Source organism: Celeribacter ethanolicus, from assembly GCF_002407265.1.
Lineage (GTDB): Bacteria > Pseudomonadota > Alphaproteobacteria > Rhodobacterales > Rhodobacteraceae > Celeribacter > Celeribacter ethanolicus.
On the sequence record NZ_CP022196.1, the window covers coordinates 2377372 to 2393439 of the forward strand.

Annotated in this window: 15 protein-coding genes; 3 read left to right on the forward strand and 12 right to left on the reverse strand. The window is 62.0% G+C overall.

Annotated elements, in window-relative coordinates; all coding sequences use genetic code 11:
- Window positions 1–33: 33 nt before the first annotated feature.
- The 11 genes from CEW89_RS11685 to CEW89_RS11735 form a co-directional block, all read right to left on the reverse strand.
- Complete coding sequence (locus tag CEW89_RS11685; protein WP_066704541.1) at window positions 34–1107, reverse strand: 2,3-butanediol dehydrogenase; 1074 nt, start codon at window positions 1105–1107, stop codon at window positions 34–36.
- Between the two features lie 243 nt (window positions 1108–1350).
- Entirely contained in the window at window positions 1351–1743 is a 393-nt protein-coding gene (locus tag CEW89_RS11690; protein WP_096806013.1) for a DUF3775 domain-containing protein, read from the reverse strand.
- Between the two features lie 93 nt (window positions 1744–1836).
- Window positions 1837–2991 (reverse strand): DNA recombination protein RmuC, encoded by a 1155-nt coding sequence (locus CEW89_RS11695; RefSeq protein ID WP_096806014.1) that lies wholly within the window; start codon window positions 2989–2991, stop codon window positions 1837–1839.
- The gene (gene mutL, locus CEW89_RS11700; protein WP_096806015.1) at window positions 2988–4877 is read right to left on the reverse strand and encodes a DNA mismatch repair endonuclease MutL; all 1890 of its coding nucleotides are present in this window, start codon (window positions 4875–4877) and stop codon (window positions 2988–2990) included. Before mutL ends, CEW89_RS11695 begins: the two co-directional genes overlap by 4 nt.
- A gap of 47 nt (window positions 4878–4924) precedes the next feature.
- Window positions 4925–6232: a M16 family metallopeptidase gene (locus CEW89_RS11705; RefSeq protein ID WP_096806016.1), complete on the reverse strand. Its 1308-nt coding sequence runs from the start codon at window positions 6230–6232 to the stop codon at window positions 4925–4927.
- Window positions 6229–7563 carry a M16 family metallopeptidase gene (locus CEW89_RS11710; protein ID WP_096806017.1) on the reverse strand — a complete coding sequence of 445 codons (1335 nt, stop codon included), beginning with the start codon at window positions 7561–7563 and terminating at the stop codon, window positions 6229–6231. Before CEW89_RS11710 ends, CEW89_RS11705 begins: the two co-directional genes overlap by 4 nt.
- A 158-nt stretch (window positions 7564–7721) precedes the next feature.
- Window positions 7722–8189: a DUF3035 domain-containing protein gene (locus CEW89_RS11715; RefSeq protein WP_244906050.1), complete on the reverse strand. Its 468-nt coding sequence runs from the start codon at window positions 8187–8189 to the stop codon at window positions 7722–7724.
- A 58-nt stretch (window positions 8190–8247) separates the two neighbouring features.
- Window positions 8248–8721, reverse strand: coding sequence for a signal peptidase II (gene lspA, locus CEW89_RS11720; RefSeq protein ID WP_066704554.1), 474 nt, complete (start codon window positions 8719–8721; stop codon window positions 8248–8250).
- Window positions 8722–8730: 9 nt separating this feature from the next.
- Complete coding sequence (purH, locus tag CEW89_RS11725) at window positions 8731–10320, reverse strand: bifunctional phosphoribosylaminoimidazolecarboxamide formyltransferase/IMP cyclohydrolase (protein ID WP_096806018.1); 1590 nt, start codon at window positions 10318–10320, stop codon at window positions 8731–8733.
- 24 nt (window positions 10321–10344) lie between these two features.
- Window positions 10345–12090 (reverse strand): heparinase II/III family protein, encoded by a 1746-nt coding sequence (locus tag CEW89_RS11730; RefSeq protein ID WP_096806019.1) that lies wholly within the window; start codon window positions 12088–12090, stop codon window positions 10345–10347.
- A gap of 95 nt (window positions 12091–12185) precedes the next feature.
- Window positions 12186–13466: an RsmB/NOP family class I SAM-dependent RNA methyltransferase gene (locus CEW89_RS11735; protein WP_096806020.1), complete on the reverse strand. Its 1281-nt coding sequence runs from the start codon at window positions 13464–13466 to the stop codon at window positions 12186–12188.
- 59 nt (window positions 13467–13525) lie between these two features.
- On the opposite strand from CEW89_RS11735, the gene CEW89_RS11740 reads away from it, so the two are divergent.
- Window positions 13526–13735 (forward strand): DUF1674 domain-containing protein, encoded by a 210-nt coding sequence (locus CEW89_RS11740; protein WP_066704562.1) that lies wholly within the window; start codon window positions 13526–13528, stop codon window positions 13733–13735.
- A gap of 57 nt (window positions 13736–13792) precedes the next feature.
- Here CEW89_RS11740 and dapB read toward each other — a convergent pair whose 3' ends face one another.
- The gene (dapB, locus tag CEW89_RS11745) at window positions 13793–14602 is read right to left on the reverse strand and encodes a 4-hydroxy-tetrahydrodipicolinate reductase (protein ID WP_096806021.1); all 810 of its coding nucleotides are present in this window, start codon (window positions 14600–14602) and stop codon (window positions 13793–13795) included.
- 99 nt (window positions 14603–14701) lie between these two features.
- Here dapB and rbfA point away from each other — a divergent pair, with 99 nt between their 5' ends.
- Together rbfA and truB are read left to right on the forward strand one after the other, a co-directional pair.
- Window positions 14702–15121, forward strand: coding sequence for a 30S ribosome-binding factor RbfA (gene rbfA / locus CEW89_RS11750; protein ID WP_096806022.1), 420 nt, complete (start codon window positions 14702–14704; stop codon window positions 15119–15121).
- A 12-nt stretch (window positions 15122–15133) separates the two neighbouring features.
- Complete coding sequence (gene truB, locus CEW89_RS11755; RefSeq protein WP_066704570.1) at window positions 15134–16042, forward strand: tRNA pseudouridine(55) synthase TruB; 909 nt, start codon at window positions 15134–15136, stop codon at window positions 16040–16042.
- The last annotated feature ends 26 nt before the right edge of the window (window positions 16043–16068 follow it).

Consider the following 16068-nt stretch of genomic DNA (forward strand, 5'->3'; position numbering starts at 1 on the left):
TTGGGCGCGCCCCAAAGGGCACGCCCGCAGCGCTCACTTCGACACGTCGATCAGAATCTTGACGTGTTCGCCAGAGGCATCGAGCAAAGCGTCGAACCCTTCGGTCACAGCCTCGTCCAGCACGATTTTCCTGGTCACGACTTTCTCCGCCGGAATCGCACCCGACGCGATCAGGTCGATCACTTTCGGCCAATACGACGTCGGATAGGCCCAGGCGCCGCGCACATCGACATCCTTGAAGGTCACGTCATGCCAATGCAGCTTGCTGTCCTTGGTGTGCAGACCGACCTGAACGATCGTGCCCTGTTTGCGCACGGCCTGAAGACCGGTGTTGAGCGCGGCTTCGTTGCCCGAGGCCTCGATCACCTTGTCACAACCGACGCCCCCTTCGGTCCGGGCGCGAATCTCGGCTACGACATCGTCCTTCATCGGGTTGAAGGTGATCACCTCAGGCAAGATTTCCTTCGCCATTTTCAACCGGGTTTCGTTCACGTCCGAGAGAAAGATCTTCGTCGCGCCGTAAGCTTTCGCCGAGAGCATCGCCAGCATCCCGATCGGACCGGCGCCCGTCACAAGCACGCTGTCGCCCGCCGTCACTTCGCCACGTTCACAGGCATAGACGGCCACGGCCGTCGGCTCGACCAATGCGCCCTCTTCCCAGCTCATGTTGTCCGGGATTTTCACCGCGTTGTAATCGTTGACGATAGCGGCTTCGGCCATGCCGCCGGACATCCAGCTCAGACCGACAAGCGCCAGATCTTCGCTCAGATGAAACAGACCGCGGTCGGCGAAATAGTCGCCCGAGCGCGGCATCACCAGCGGCTGCACCGACACGCGGTCGCCCGGTTTCACATGTGTCACACCTTCACCCACGGCGGTCACTTCGCCGCTGAACTCGTGGCCCAGAACCTGCGGAGCCTGTGCCTTGGTGAAAGGATGCGGCTCGACCGGCACGAAAATCGGCCCGGCGACATATTCATGCAGGTCGGTACCGCAGATGCCGACATATTTGTTCTTGATCGCAACCTGCCCGGGCCCCGGCTGGGGAATATCGTCAATCTCTTCGATGCGAAGGTCTTTCGCGGCATAGAATCTGAGAGCTTTCATGGGGGAGGTCTCCTTTAAAATTCAATCGGCCTCTGCCGGAGGCGTCGTGCCGCGACAGAGCTGCGGGCCGTCGTACCATCTGTGCGATCTCTCTGCCCGCTGCCCCTTACCTAAGGTTATATCCGCAAATGAAAACGTGCATCGCCGCACACAATTCTGTGTAAAGCGAGCCATTGCCACACCTGCGAACAAAAAAGCGCCACGCGGTAGCGCAGCGCCTTGCCGTTTCGTCTTAAAGCCCTCTCACACCTTGCGGTAAATCTCGTCCTCGATCTCGGAGGTATCCACGCCCAGGCTTTCCAGACCGTCCTCCAGATAGTCGGCCAAAAGAGGAATGCCGAGGAGGTATTTCTCCGTCGGGCCGATGGCTTCCTGCTTCGCAGTCTCGAAGGCTTCGTCATAGTCGTCGAAGGTCTCACGCCCAATCCACATGATCGCGACAAGTGCGGCTTTCTCGTCCTCGTTCAAACCGCGGATGAAACTTTGCAACTCGCGCCCGGTCCCATCCGACGGGCGGGATTCGAGGATCGTATCGCCATCTGCATCGTCGGACGGCGTGTCCCAACGACCGACTTTCGCCCCAAGTTCGCGCGCACGCACGATGACATAGGCGACTTTGTGCGGGCTGATATCCATGACAGGGGTCCTCCAATAATCTGACTGAGTGTGCATCTTACACGCATTACGGCACATGACCTAAGTCAAAGAATCAGGATTGAGAAGAGCGCTTTACGTTTTTTGCACAAGGGTCGCGGGGGCGACGGAGGGCGCATCCGGCGCCAGTTCCTCAAAATCGAAATTGTCGAGACGATGCGCGCGCTTGCCAGCCTTTTCGGCAGAGATCTTGATGTCTTCGAGGTCTTTCGCCGCCTGTCCGAAATGCCGGTCGAGATTGCCGACGCGGGTGCCGAGACGCTCGACATCGCCGTGCAAAAGCGACAGTTCCTTACGGATCGCCCCGGCCTGTTCGCGCATCCGTGCATCCTTGAGAATCGCCCGCATGGTGTTGAGCGTCGCCATGCAGGTGGTCGGCGAGACGATCCAGACACGTTTGTCGAAGCCTTCACGCACAAGCTCCGGGAAATTGGCGTGAAGCTCGGCATAGACTGCCTCGGACGGCAGGAACATCAGGGCCCCGTCCGCCGTTTCGCCTTCGAGGATGTATTTTTCGGAAATATCGGCGATGTGTTTTTTCACCGCCTGACGCATGAGTTTGGCGGCCTCGTTCAACTCCCATTGAGTCTCCGCACGCCGCAGCGCCTCATAGGCCTCCAGCGGGAATTTGCTGTCGATGGCAATCGGTCCCGGCGGGTTCGGCAGGTGGATCAGACAATCCGCCCGCCGCCCGTTCGAAAGAGTCGCCTGTAAACTATAGCTGTCCTTCGGAAGCGCCTTGCCCACGATATCGTTGAGCTGAATCTCCCCAAACGCCCCGCGCGTCTGCTTGTTCGACAGGATGTCTTGCAACGACAACACATTGCCGGAAAGCTTCTCGATATTGGCCTGCGCCTTGTCGATGGTCTCCAACCGCTCCTGCAACGCGCCAAGGCTTTTCGCCGTCCGCTGCGCCGAGCCCTGAAGGTTGACGTTCATCGTCTCGGTCACCAAAGCCAGCCGCTTTTCCATCAGCTCCAACATCCGCGCCTGCGAGGCAACCTGCGCCTCCGACACATGGGTCAGGCCACCGGCAAGCTGTTGTTGTCCGTCGGAGAGCATCTGCACCCGCTGACCGAGGTGGTTCATTTGCTGCGCAATCGGCAGGGCCATTTTCGCCGCCTCGCCGGAGCGTTTCAGCACCACGATCAGCAGAGCGAAAAAGACCAGAAGCACCGCCCCGCCAATCACGGCGGCCAGCGTCAGGGGATCGTTGAAATCGAGTGTCATGTGCGTCCGAATAGCCGTTCGATGTCGGAAAGTTTCAGCTCCACATAGGTGGGCCGACCGTGGTTGCATTGCCCGGAATGGGGCGTCGCCTCCATCTCCCGCAAAAGCGCGTTCATCTCTTCGGCATGCATCCGGCGACCCGACCGGATCGAGCCATGACAGGCCACGCGCGACAGAACCGCTTCAATCCGGGCCTGAACCGAGAAACTGTCGCCCAGATCGGAGAGCTCATCGAGAATGTCCTCGATCATCGCCTTGGCATCAACGCGGCCCAGAATGGCGGGCGTCTCGCGCACCGCAATGGCCCCGCCGCCGAAGGGTTCGATTCCAAGGCCAAGCCTGGCCAGATCGTCGGCCATGTCCAAGAGCATCTGCGCATCGTTCGCGGACAGCTCAACAATCTCCGGGATCAAAAGCGCCTGCGCCTTGACGCCATGTTCGGCCATCTGATGTTTGAGTTTCTCGTAGACCAACCGTTCATGCGCCGCATGTTGATCCACGATGACAATGCCACGCTCGGTCTGGGCGATGATGTAATTCTCATGCACCTGCGCCCGCGCGGCGCCGAGGGGCAGCGCCTCCGTCGCGGGGGCCGCTTCGACCTCTTCCATCCGTGCGGAGGGCACGGACATTTCGGCGAAACCCGGAGTTGCCACCGGCTCCCGGCGTTCCGGTGCCTGCCAGTTGTAGCTTTGTTCGATCACCCCGGAAGAGGGACGATAAGGCGCGGAATAGCTCTGCGACGGGCGATCCATCTGATAGACACGCGGCTCAGCCACCTCCGGGCGCATGGCCCCCAGAGTCGCCGTCGCGACCGTAGTGGACGCCCGATGCCCGGCCTCCGCCAAAGCGTGGCGCAGCGCCGAAACGATCAGCCCGCGCGCAATCCCCGGTTCGCGGAACCGCACTTCGGATTTCGCCGGATGCACGTTGACGTCCACCAGATGCGGATCGCAGTCGATGAACAGACAAGCCGCCGGATGGCGGTCCCTCGACAGGAAATCGAAATAGGCGCCGCGTAGAGCGCCGACCAAAAGCTTGTCGCGCACAGGTCGCCCGTTGACGAAGAGATACTGCGCCACGGCAGAGCCGCGCGAATAGGTCGGCAGAGCGGCATAGCCGGTGAGCGTCAGCCCCTCGCGCTCCGCATCAATCGCCAAAGCGTTCTCGGCAAAATCCTTGCCCAACACGGTCGCGAGCCGTCCATGCAGCGCATCGAACATATCGCCGCTCTCGGGGTCGGCGCGGAAGGTCACCCGGCCTTCGCCACCGCCCGAGACATCGCGGAGCGTAAAGCCCACATAGGGTTCCGCCATCGCGAGCCGTTTGATCACATCCGAAATCGCCTGCGCCTCCGCCCGGTCGGTGCGCAGGAATTTGAGGCGTGCGGGCGTGGCGTAAAACAGATCGCGCAGCTCAACGACCGTGCCGCGCGAGAGCGCCGCCGGTTTCACCGGCTCCGCCTTGCCACCGGACACGGACATGCTGACCCCCTCGCCGCCCTGCACGCGGGAGGTCAGTTTCAACCGCCCGACCGCACCCAAGGACGGCAAAGCCTCGCCGCGAAAGCCAAACGTATGAATGTCGAGCAAATCGGAACCGTCGATCTTCGACGTGGCGTGGCGGGACAAAGCCAAAGGCAGGTCCTCGGCACTCATGCCGCAGCCGTCATCACTGACCCGGATCAGCGTCTTGCCGCCATCGGCATAGTCCACTTCGACCCGCGTCGCCCCTGCGTCGATGGCGTTTTCCACCAGTTCCTTGACGGCGGAGGCGGGCCGTTCCACCACCTCACCGGCGGCGATACGGTTGATTGCGCCCTCGTCGAGCTGACGAATGACGGGACGGGGCTGATCCTGGCTTATGTTGCGTGCGGGAGAGTTCATGACACCAGAGGTAGCATGGACCCTCCCGATTCGACCATGAGGAAATCTCAGTTTGTCTGAAGCCCTTCGGGCGATCCGACCACGACGAAGGTCAGGGTCTCGGGGTTATAAAGCCGCTTGATTACCCGGTTCACGTCCTCAAGCGTCACCGCATTGACCAGATCGTTGCGGGTCTTGATATAATCCGGCGAAAGCCCGTCCATCTGCATGCCCACGAGGATGCGGGCGATCGTGCCATTGCCGTCGAAGCGCAGCGGGTAGGCCCCGGTCAGGTAGGTCTTGGTCAGGTCGAGCTCTTCCTGCGTCAGCCCCTTATCGGCGAATTTCGCCCATTCGTCCTTCACCACATTCACCGCCTCGGCGACGACCTCATTGCCGGAGGAAAACTGCCCGAGGATCATCTCGGCATGATCGAAAGACACGAGGTAGGAGCCGACACCATAGGTCAGCCCGCGTTTCTCGCGCACCTCTTCCATCAGCCGCGAATCCCCGTGACCGCCCAGAACCTCGTTGGCGATATAGGCCGGTATGAAATCCGGATCGTCGCGCTTGATGCCTTTCTGTCCGAACAGCACCACCGATTGCGGTGTATCGAACGGCACAACGGTCAGCCCACCCATCAGCGCGGGTTCGACAGTCTCCGGCAACGCCGCCCCGGTCTCCGGCAGATCGCCCAGAAGATCGTCGAGGAGACTGGCAAGTTCCTCGGCTGTGATATCCCCGACCGCACCGACATAAAGCCGGTCGCGGGCCATCACCCGGTCCTTGGCGGCGAACATATCCTCGGGCGTCAGCCCCTCGACACTCTCGAACGTGCCGTTATCGTCGCTGCCATAGGGATGCGCACCGAAAGCCATTTTGTAGAACACTTCGGAGGCGATATCGCCCGGATCGGTCGCCTTCGAGCGCAGGATGGAGGCCACCTGCCCCTTCACCCGCTCCACCGCATCGGCGTCGAATCGCGGCTGCATGATCGCCTGACGCAAAAGCGCCATGGCCTCGTCCCGGTTCTCGCTCAGGAACCGGGCGGAAATGCTCACGGTATCCATGCTGGCGTTAAAATTGAAACTGGCGGCCAGATCGTCGCGCGCCTCGGCGAAACCCTGCGCATCCATCTCGCCTGCGCCCTCTTCCAGCGTCGCCATCATCAGATTGACCTCGCCGCGCTTGCCCTCGCGATCCAGCGAGGTGCCACCACGAAAGCGGATTTCCAGCGCGGTGAAGGGGATGGAATGTTCCTCCACCAGCCAGGCCTTGATCCCGCCGGGGGTCTCTACCGTCTGCACATCGACGGCGGCCTGCACCGGCAGGGTGAACCAGATCAGCGCCACCAGCGCCGCAGCAAAGCGTTTCATCCGTCCGCTCCTTCATTCATTTCGGGCATCAACCAGCCGGTCACGGCGCGGCGGCGGTCGAATACCTCATGGGCGGCAGCCATCACATCTTCGGGCGTCACCGCCTGAAGAATGTCCGGCCAGGCCTCGATATCCGCAAGCGACAGGCCGAGCGCAAGTTCTTCGCCATAGCGCCGCGCCTGGCCTTCGACATCGTCCTCGGCATAGATCAGATTGGCGCGCAGCTTGGTTTTCAGCCGTTCGAACTGGTCGAGGTCGATGCCATCGGCCATGAATTGCGCCACGGCGGCGTCGAGCGCATCTTCCGCCTCCTGCATCGGCACCCCCGGCGAGGGCACGATCACCAGACCGAAGGTGGTATCGTCAATACTGGCCCCGTCGTAATAGGCTCCGGCATAGATCGCGGTCTGATCCTCGAAGGTCAGTTTGCGCGCAAGATAGGAGGTCGTGGAATTGCCGCCCAGAAGCGAGGCGAGAATTTCGAGCGCAGCGGCTTTGGTCTGATCGCCGGGATCGCGTTCCGGGGCGAGATAGCTGCGCATCACCGTGGGTTGCGCCACCCGCGCGTCCGTCATGGTCATACGCCGTTCGGCCAGTTGCGGCGGCTCCTGCGGGCGCACCCGCTCGCCCAGACCGGGCGTCGGCTCCAGCGGGCCGTACCACTCTTGTGCCAGCTTATAGACCTCATCGGGATCGACATCGCCCGCCACCACGAGAATGGCGTTATTCGGCGCATAATAGCGGTGGTAGAAATTGAACGCGTCGTCGCGCGAAAGCTTCTCCATCTCCTGCCGCCAGCCGATGATCGGGATGCCGTAGGGATGGTTGAGATATTGCGCCGCCCGCGTCTGTTCGCGGAACAACGCGCCCGGATCGTTGTCGATCCGCTGATTGCGCTCTTCCAGAATGACCTGACGCTCGGTCTTCACGTCGTCTTCGGTCATCTCCAGATCGCGCATCCGGTCGGCTTCCATCTGCATCATAAGACCCAGACGGTCGGCCGCAACCCGTTGATAATAGGCGGTGTAATCCCACGAGGTGAACGCATTGTCCGATCCGCCGTTGCGCGTCACGGTTTCCGAAAGCTCACCGGCGGCGAGATCGTCCGTACCCTTGAACATCAGATGTTCGAGAAAATGCGCGATGCCGCTCTTGCCCATGGGCTCGTCGGCCGCGCCGATCTTGTACCAGACCGTATGGGCCACCACGGGGGCGCGGTGATCTTCGAGCACCACGACCTCCATGCCATTCTCCAACTCGTAATGGCTCACCTCGGCCGCGACAGCCGGGGAACTCAGCGCGATCAGCGCCGCTGAGACAGCGTATTTCATGAAAACACCCTTGTGCGTCAGAATTGGCTTACTGTTGCCGCAAACGGCGCGCAGGACAACAGGGGCTGACGCGGATGTGAAGCAAAAGGATCGGGTTTGGCAAGGGGCGTGGCGTCAATCATGACGCTTTGCCAGTGCTCTTGGTCCTTGCCCGAGTCTCACTTCTCCGGCGGAGCGCTCGGCACCTTGACGCCAAGGGCGCGCAGGCGCAGCCATTCCTCATAGGCGTCGAGCGCAAAACGCTTGTAAGCGCGCTCGTAGCTGCCCCGGCCTTTGCGCTTTTTCGCATCCGCTTCGGCCAGCTCCGCCCGGATCGTCGGATCGACGCCATATCGCGAGGCATAATTGACGATACCGCCATCGACAGCGCCCGTCGGCACACGCCCGCCCAGCGCGACAATCGCGTCCGCATTCGGCGTCGCATCGGTCAGGTTCGCGCCGCCGGGCGTCGGCACCGGCAGGCTGCTGTAGCTCGCGGGCTCCTGAAGCGGCTTGGCCGGAACGACAGAAAACTCATCGGGTCCGGTTTTCACCTGATTCGCCATGCGGTCGCGAGACTGGCCACAGGCCACAAGGGCACTCAAAGCCATCAGGCACAAACCCGTCCGGAGCACATTCGAGACCATGAAAACCTTCCTCCGCCAAATCGCGTCAGAGCATGTGTAGACGATGGGCGCGCCAAGGTCACGCCCGGTTTTTCGTCTCCCCGGTGAAAAGGATGAGACCGAAAGCCCCGGCAAAGATCGCAATATCGGCGACATTGAAAGAATAGGGGTTGGCAAACCCGCAACAGGACATGTTGAGGAAATCCGCCACGGCGCCATAAACGATGCGGTCGATCGCATTGCCCAGTGCACCGCCGACCAAAAGCCCCGCGCTGATCTGACCCAACGTGGAAAACCGTTCGCGACGGACCCAGAACATGACCCATGTCGAAATCACCACCGCCAGGGCCACCCAGCCCCAGCGCAGCAGATCGCCATGACCGGACAAAAGCCCGAAATTGGCGCCCCGGTTCCATGCCATATGGAACACGAGATAGGGGGGCAGAACGTCGATCTGCCCCACCTCTTTGAGATTCATGCCCTGGACCACGGCCCATTTCGAAAGCTGGTCGATCACGAAAGTGATCAGCGCTGCGAGGATCGTGGTCCGCATGGTTTGACCTTAGTGACGGAAGTGGCGCATGCCGGTGAGGACCATGGCGAGACCGGCCTCATTGGCGGCGTCGATGACCTCTTGGTCGCGCATCGAACCACCCGGCTGGATCACGCAGGACGCACCGGCCGCAGCGGCTTCGAGAAGACCGTCGGCAAAGGGGAAGAAGGCGTCGGAGGCCACAGCAGAGCCTTTGGTGAGCGGCTCCGGCAGGCCCATGGCTTCGGCCATACGCTCGGCTTTCTTGGCGGCGATCAGCGCGGAATCGAGACGCGACATCTGACCGGCACCCACGCCGACGGTGGCTTGGTCTTTGACGTAAACAATGGCGTTCGACTTGACGTGCTTCGCGACTTTCCACGCAAACAGCAGATCTTGCATCTGCTCGGGCGTCGGCGCTTTCTCGGTCACGACCTTCAGATCGTCCACGCCGACAAAACCGGCGTCTTTATCCTGGAACAAATAACCGCCCGCAACCTGACGGATCGTGTTCGGCTTCGCCAAGACGTTCGGCAGGCCTTCGGTGGTCAGAAGACGCAGGTTCTTTTTCGCGGCGAAAATCTCTTTCGCATCGTCGGTGGCACCGGGGGCGATGACGACCTCGGTAAAGATCTCAACGATGGCTTTCGCGGTCTCCGCATCGAGCACCTGGTTCAATGCGACAATGCCCCCGAACGCAGAGGTGCGGTCACAATCGAAAGCGTTGTTATAGGCCTCCAGAAGCGTCGCGCCCTTCGCCACACCACAGGGGTTGGCGTGTTTGATGATCGCCACCGCGGGGGTCTCCGCCGGGTCGAATTCGGCGACCAGTTCGAACGCCGCATCGGTGTCGTTGATGTTGTTGTAGGACAGTTCCTTACCCTGATGCTGCACAGCGGTCGCCACACCCGGACGCTCGGAGCCATCGACATAGAAGGCCGCCGACTGGTGCGGGTTTTCGCCATAACGCAGGGTCTGTTTGATCTGGCCAGCCACCACACGACGACGCGGGGCCACTTCGCCAATCGCGGAGGCCATCCAATTCGACACGGCGGCGTCATAGGCGCCGGTGCGGGCATAGGCAATCTGGGCCATTTTCTGGCGGAAAGCGTAGGAGGTCTGGCCGTCGTTGGCGTCAAGCTCGGCGATCAGCGCATCGTAATCCTCGACATCCACCACAGTGGTGACAAACCCGTGGTTCTTCGCCGCCGCACGGATCATCGCCGGACCACCGATGTCGATGTTCTCGATCATCTCGTCATAGTCGGCCCCGCGGGCCAGAGCGGCCTCGAACGGGTAGAGATTCACGATCAACAAATCGATCCCACCGATGCCGTGCTCATCCATCGCGGCCACGTGTTCGGCATTGTCGCGCAGCGCCAGAAGCCCGCCATGCACACGCGGGTGCAGCGTTTTCACACGCCCGTCCATCATCTCCGGGAACCCGGTCACCTCGGAGACGTCTTTCACATCGAGCCCCGCCTCGCGCAGCGTCTTCGCGGACCCGCCGGTGGACAAAAGCTCGACCCCCTTGGCGGCCAGCGCCTTGCCCAGATCAACAAGGCCAGTTTTGTCGGATACGGAAAGAAGCGCGCGCTTCACGGGATAGAGATCGGTCATGGTGGCAGTCCATCTTTGTGGCGGTCAGATCAGGGTCTCGTCGTCCATCTCAAGATCGCGGAGCGTCGTCGGTGTCTCCTGCGCCTTGGCCAATGTCCAACGGACACGGGTCGCATAATCCATTGCCGCCGCAGATAGAACCACTTGTTTCGCCGCACGCGGCTTTAAGCGGTTTTTTTCGAGGTAAACCGAGCGTTCAAGGCTCATTTTCGCGCGACCGTCATGGCGGAACACCCAAATCTCTCCGGATTTGAGCGCCAGAGACACCGCAGCCCCCCCCATGTCGATCTCCGCATCCACGTCCGGATGCAGATGAAACCGAACTTGAAACGGGATGCCCTGAAGCTTGAGCTTGTCCATCATCCGGTCGAATTGCCGCTCGTCGGCTTCGGTGATCGTCGCCAGAGTGTCCTCGCCCGCGATCCCCCGCCCGTCTTTCGACAGTTCGATCTGGCGGATATGCGTCAGCCCATGAGTGCGCCCGTAGCCGTTGTGCCCGGCCACGAAGCCGCCGCCATCCTCGCTGGTGCGCAGCTCAAGCCGCACGTCATCGGGCACATCCACCAAAAGCTCGCGCAGATGCCCGCCGATCATCCGCTTGGCACCCAGACGCGAGGAGGAAAACCCCTCGATCCCCAAGGTCGAATGCGACGGCGTCGCCCGTCCGGCCCGGCGCCAGTCGGCCCCGAAACTGCCGCCCGCGCCGCAATTCACGATCAGGGGACGCCGCCCGGAGGTCAGCTCGAACGCCAGCGTCGAGGCATGGGCGTTGAACGAGGCCTCCACCCGTGGCGGAACAGCGGCATCGACGATGATCGAAGTCCGCCCCGCCGACAGCCGTAGAAACCCCATATGAAGTCCCTGCCCCGGCGGCGTCTTGTTACCAGAGGCCGCCAGCGCATGATCAAGCCGCCCTTCGGCGCCACGTCCGCCACCATGAAACCGCGCCAGCCCGCCATCGGAATGGCGCAACGCGCGCAATGTCGGCGCGATGCGTTCGATCGCCGCCAGATGCGCCTCCTCGGCGATCCGCCCCGCCTCTGACAAGGCCGCAGCCGCCCATGTCAAAAGCGTGAAAACCTCCAGAAGCTCTTCGGGATTGCGGGTCGGAATACCGCCTTCGAGGTCGATCTCGCTCTCGCATTCCTTCGAGAGCGCCTTCACCGCCGGCGCGACATGCTCCTCCATGCCGACAAGCGACAGCCCGGCATAGATCAACCCCGTCAGCGCCTCGAACCGCGGCAAGCCGGGGCTGGCCGTCTGCCAACGCCGCGCGAGAAAGATCGTCTGCTGCCCGAGCGTTTTATAGAAGGCGGTCGACACCTCCGTTTCCTGCCCCGACAGGAAAAACAGCGCGTGATGGATCCAGCGAATGAGCCGCCGCCCGGTCAGATCCGGCGTCCAGCCCGGTCCCTTGCCGCGCGCATAGCGCTCCATCCAGCCCTTGATCCAATCCTGCGCCCGATGCCGCGCGTTGTAATCGCCCACGGCTGCCAAATCATCGAGCCAGGCAAAGCCATGAATTTCTTCGACAAAACCGGATGCGGGCGCCTCGATGTCCCAGATCGAGGCATTCGGCGCCTCGACCAGATATCCGGCAAAAAGGAAATTCCCGCCGATCAACTGACGCCCACGCGCAAAGGAGCCGATGGATTTGGGTTCGGGTTGCGAAACGAATCCCATCGCGGGTTTTGCACGCGCCGCACGCAGCGCATGAAACCGGTTCATGCGGCGGACGTTCTTCGCGCGCCAATCCTCGCTTTGCGACATTGCCTGCCCCAGCCTGTCGGTTCGTTTTCGTTGCCCGGAAGATAGCGGGCGCACCCCGGGATGTCATCGGGAAATCCCCGAAACCTCCCTGTCGCTCATCCCCGTCGCAAGACCGTGATGAAGAATCCATCCATCCCGCCACGGTCCGCCCAGTAATCCGGACGGGTGCGCAGCCCCTCCGCGCCGATCCATTCCGGATCAATCCCGGGGATCTTCAGCGCATCGAGATCGACGGTCAGATCGGGATGTCGCTCCATCGCGTCGCGCACCTGTTCCTCGCCCTCGTCGATGAGCAGAGAACAGGTGCAATAGACCAGCTTTCCACCGGGTTTGAGCATCCCCAAAGCCCGGTCGATCAGATGTTCCTGCAACTCGAACAGCCCCGGAAAATCCGAGCCGTCCTTGACATGCGGCAGGTCCGGGTGCCGCCGGATCGTCCCCGTGGCGGTACAGGGCGCGTCGAGCAGGATCGCGTCGAAATCCGCCCCTTCGTATTCCAGCGCATCGCCGATGGCGATTTCCGCCGACAGACCGCAACGGGCGAGGTTTTCCTGAACCCGTGCCATCCTTGATTCGGAAATGTCGAGGGCTGTGACCTCGGCCCCCATGGCTGCGAGCTGCATCGTCTTGCCACCGGGGGCGGCACACATATCGAGAATGCGCGCGCCCTTTTCCGGGGCAAGGATTCGCGCAGGCAGGCTGGCGGCAGCATCTTGCACCCACCAATCGCCCGTCTCGAACCCGTCCAGTTTGGTGACTTGCACCGCGCCGCTCAGACGCACCGAGCCGGTCGGCAAGACCTCGCCGCCGAGCTTTTCGGCCCAAGCCTCGGGGTCCTGCTTGACGGTCAGATCAAGCGGCGCGCCCTTGGCCTGCGCCGCCTCCGTCGCGCTGACCGCCGCCTTGCCGAAATCCGCCACCAGCGGCTTGCGCAGCCATTTCGGCAGCATCGGCGCAGGAAGCGCGTCCCATTTCGCCTTTTCCCCGTCGATCTTACGCAGCACCGCATTGACCAGCCCTTTGAAATGGCTCGATTTCGGGCGCTCTTGCATCAGCGTGACATAGGCGTTCACAACCCCATGCGCGGCCTCGCCCATGGCGCAAATCTCGAACACGCCGAGACGCAGCGCATCCATCACATGCGGCGCGGGACGTTTGGCAAGATGCGGCCCAAGCATCCGGTCGCAGCGGTCGATGACGCGCAGAGCTTCGGTCACCAGACGCTGGGAGCGCGCACGATCCTCGGGCGACAAATCCTTGGTGCGCTGCAACAGCACTTCGGACAGGAGCCGTTTCTCCACGAGAACGGCATCCAGAAGGGCCAGAGCGGCCCGGCGGGCAGCGAGCCCGGCGACATCTGTTGATCTTGTTTTCATAGCTCAACCCCGTATATCACAAGGTCAAGCCGGACAAGATCATCCGAAAGGAGCTTCCGATGAGCGACGACACTCCAAAGACCCCCGAAATGCGCGACATCTCCCACCTGCCCGCCGCCGCCCAGCGCGCGCTGGCCGAAGCGGAAGAGCGGCGCAAAGCCCGTGAAGAGGCAGTCAAAGCCATGCCCACCGAATTGGGTGGACGCGACGGGCCGGAACCGGTTCGCTATGGCGATTGGGAGAAAAAAGGCCTCGCCATCGACTTCTAAAGAAAAACCCGCGGAAATCCGCGGGTTTTGTTTTGAGTATTTGGGCTGCAATAAAGCTCAGAGACCCAGAACGTCGAGCATGTCATATTCGCCCGGCTTCTGCCCCTGCCCCCAAAGCGCGGCCTTCAAAGCGCCCTTGGCAAAGAGCGAACGATCCGAGGCGACATGGCGCAGAATGATCCGCTCCCCCTCGCCCGCGAACATCACATCATGCTCGCCCACAATGTCGCCACCACGGATGGAGGAAAAGCCGATGTCGCCCTTCTTGCGCGCGCCCGTGATGCCGTCGCGACCCGAGTCGCGCACATCATCGAGTTTCACGCCACGCCCCTCGGCGGCCGCCTCGCCCAGCATCAACGCAGTGCCCGACGGCGCGTCCACCTTGCGGTTGTGATGCGCTTCGATGATCTCGATGTCGTAATCGGAATCCAGCGCGGCCGCGACCATTTTCGTGAGCTTGGTCAAAAGGTTGACGCCCAGAGACATATTGCCCGCACGGATGATCGTGGCGTGACGGGAGGCGGCTTCGATCTTTTTCAGTTCTTCGGGGCACATGCCCGTGGTGCCGATGACATGAACGCAACGCGCCTGCGCCGCCAGCCCCGCGAATGCGACCGTCGCGGCAGGCGCAGTAAAGTCGATCACGGCCTGCGCCTTGGCAAAGGCTTCCAGCGCATCGTCGGTCACGGTGACCCCGATCGCCGTGCCGCCCATGGCTTCGCCGACATCGCGCCCGACCCAATCGCTGCCCGCGCGCTCGACCGCCCCCACGAGTTTGCACTTGTCCGAGGCCAAAACGGTTTTGATCAACATCTGGCCCATACGGCCGGACGCACCGGTGATGACAATGCCGGGAAGCTCGCTCATGTTCTGCACTCCTAATTCAGTCGCGCGAGCTTTAGCGCGGCCAAGCGGATTTGGCAAAGCCCGCTTGCATGAAAGGCCAATCAAGACTATCTCGCGCCTATGGCAAAACGTTCTCATTCCGGCGGACCTTCGGGTTCGCATCGCACCCTTCGCATTGGCGAGGCCATTCGGCGTCGTCTGTCCGAGATGTTGTCCCGTGGCGAAATCCACGATCCCGATCTCACCGCGATGTCGATCACGGTGGGCGAGGTGCGTGTGACCTCGGACCTGCGGATCGCGACCGCCTATATCCTGCCGCTGGGCGGGAAATCGGCAGGCACCGCTCTGGAGGCGCTGCGTCGCAACAAGGGTGAGATTCGCCATCAGATCGGCAAGGCGCTTGGGATCAAGCATACGCCGGAGCTGAAATTCGAGTTCGACGATACGTTCGACCGGATGGATGCCACGCGCATTATGTTCTCTGACGAACGGGTTCAGCGCGACATTCATCACGACGACGCCCCCGACGAAGAAGAATAACGGAGACATTCAATGGCCCGACGCAAAAAGGGGCGCGCAGTTCACGGTTGGCTGATCGTGGACAAGCCCGCTGGCATGACCTCGACCTCCGTTGTCAACAAAGTGCGCTGGGCATTCGACGCCCAGAAGGCGGGCCATGCCGGCACGCTCGACCCGGATGCGACCGGCGTTCTGGCGGTGGCCTTGGGCGAGGCGACCAAGACCGTGCCGTTCATCACCGAAGCACTGAAATGCTACCGGTTCTCGGTCCGTTTTGGGCAGGCGACGAACACAGACGATGCCGAGGGCGAAGTGATCGCCGAGAGCGATACGCGCCCGACGGATGCACAGATTCTCGATGCGCTGCCGCAGTTCGAAGGCGACATCATGCAGGTGCCGCCGAAATTCTCCGCCGTGAAGATTGACGGCGAACGGGCCTATAAGCTGGCGCGCGACGATGAAGAGTTCGAGATTGCCGCACGGCCGCTTTATGTCGAAGAACTGAAATTCGTCGAGCGCGTCGATGAAGATCACGCGCTCTTTGAGATGACCTGCGGCAAGGGTGGCTATGTCCGCGCGATTGCCCGCGATCTGGGCGAGGCTTTGGGCTGTTTCGGCCATGTCGAATGGCTGCGCCGCGAATGGTCCGGGCCCTGGGATGCCGAGGACGGGATTTCCATCGCCGAGATCGACGAAATGGCCAAGACCGAAGCGCTCGACGCCTATCTGCGCCCGGTCGAAGAGGGCCTGTCCGATCTCGACGAGGTGATGTGTACCCCCGAGGGCGCAACGCGCCTGCGCAACGGCAACCCAGGCATGGTCTACCCGGCAAACGGGGTGGAATACGGCGATGAAGTCTGGGCCTCGTTCGAGGGCAAGCCTGTGGCAGTCGGCATCTACAAATCCGGCGAATTGCACCCGTCTCGGGTGTTCAACCTCTGACCGCTTGATTTCACCGGGCAGAGCGG

What these genes read in the sequence shown, in the direction of transcription:
- CEW89_RS11685 (WP_066704541.1), bottom strand. Translation starts at nt 1,107, where the DNA reads ATGAAAGCTCTCAGATTCTATGCCGCGAAAGACCTTCGCATCGAAGAG.
- CEW89_RS11690 (WP_096806013.1), bottom strand. Translation starts at nt 1,743, where the DNA reads ATGGATATCAGCCCGCACAAAGTCGCCTATGTCATCGTGCGTGCGCGC.
- CEW89_RS11695 (WP_096806014.1), bottom strand. Translation starts at nt 2,991, where the DNA reads ATGACACTCGATTTCAACGATCCCCTGACGCTGGCCGCCGTGATTGGC.
- mutL (WP_096806015.1), bottom strand. Translation starts at nt 4,877, where the DNA reads ATGAACTCTCCCGCACGCAACATAAGCCAGGATCAGCCCCGTCCCGTC.
- CEW89_RS11705 (WP_096806016.1), bottom strand. Translation starts at nt 6,232, where the DNA reads ATGAAACGCTTTGCTGCGGCGCTGGTGGCGCTGATCTGGTTCACCCTG.
- CEW89_RS11710 (WP_096806017.1), bottom strand. Translation starts at nt 7,563, where the DNA reads ATGAAATACGCTGTCTCAGCGGCGCTGATCGCGCTGAGTTCCCCGGCT.
- CEW89_RS11715 (WP_244906050.1), bottom strand. Translation starts at nt 8,189, where the DNA reads ATGGTCTCGAATGTGCTCCGGACGGGTTTGTGCCTGATGGCTTTGAGT.
- lspA (WP_066704554.1), bottom strand. Translation starts at nt 8,721, where the DNA reads ATGCGGACCACGATCCTCGCAGCGCTGATCACTTTCGTGATCGACCAG.
- purH (WP_096806018.1), bottom strand. Translation starts at nt 10,320, where the DNA reads ATGACCGATCTCTATCCCGTGAAGCGCGCGCTTCTTTCCGTATCCGAC.
- CEW89_RS11730 (WP_096806019.1), bottom strand. Translation starts at nt 12,090, where the DNA reads ATGTCGCAAAGCGAGGATTGGCGCGCGAAGAACGTCCGCCGCATGAAC.
- CEW89_RS11735 (WP_096806020.1), bottom strand. Translation starts at nt 13,466, where the DNA reads ATGAAAACAAGATCAACAGATGTCGCCGGGCTCGCTGCCCGCCGGGCC.
- CEW89_RS11740 (WP_066704562.1), top strand. Translation starts at nt 13,526, where the DNA reads ATGAGCGACGACACTCCAAAGACCCCCGAAATGCGCGACATCTCCCAC.
- dapB (WP_096806021.1), bottom strand. Translation starts at nt 14,602, where the DNA reads ATGAGCGAGCTTCCCGGCATTGTCATCACCGGTGCGTCCGGCCGTATG.
- rbfA (WP_096806022.1), top strand. Translation starts at nt 14,702, where the DNA reads ATGGCAAAACGTTCTCATTCCGGCGGACCTTCGGGTTCGCATCGCACC.
- truB (WP_066704570.1), top strand. Translation starts at nt 15,134, where the DNA reads ATGGCCCGACGCAAAAAGGGGCGCGCAGTTCACGGTTGGCTGATCGTG.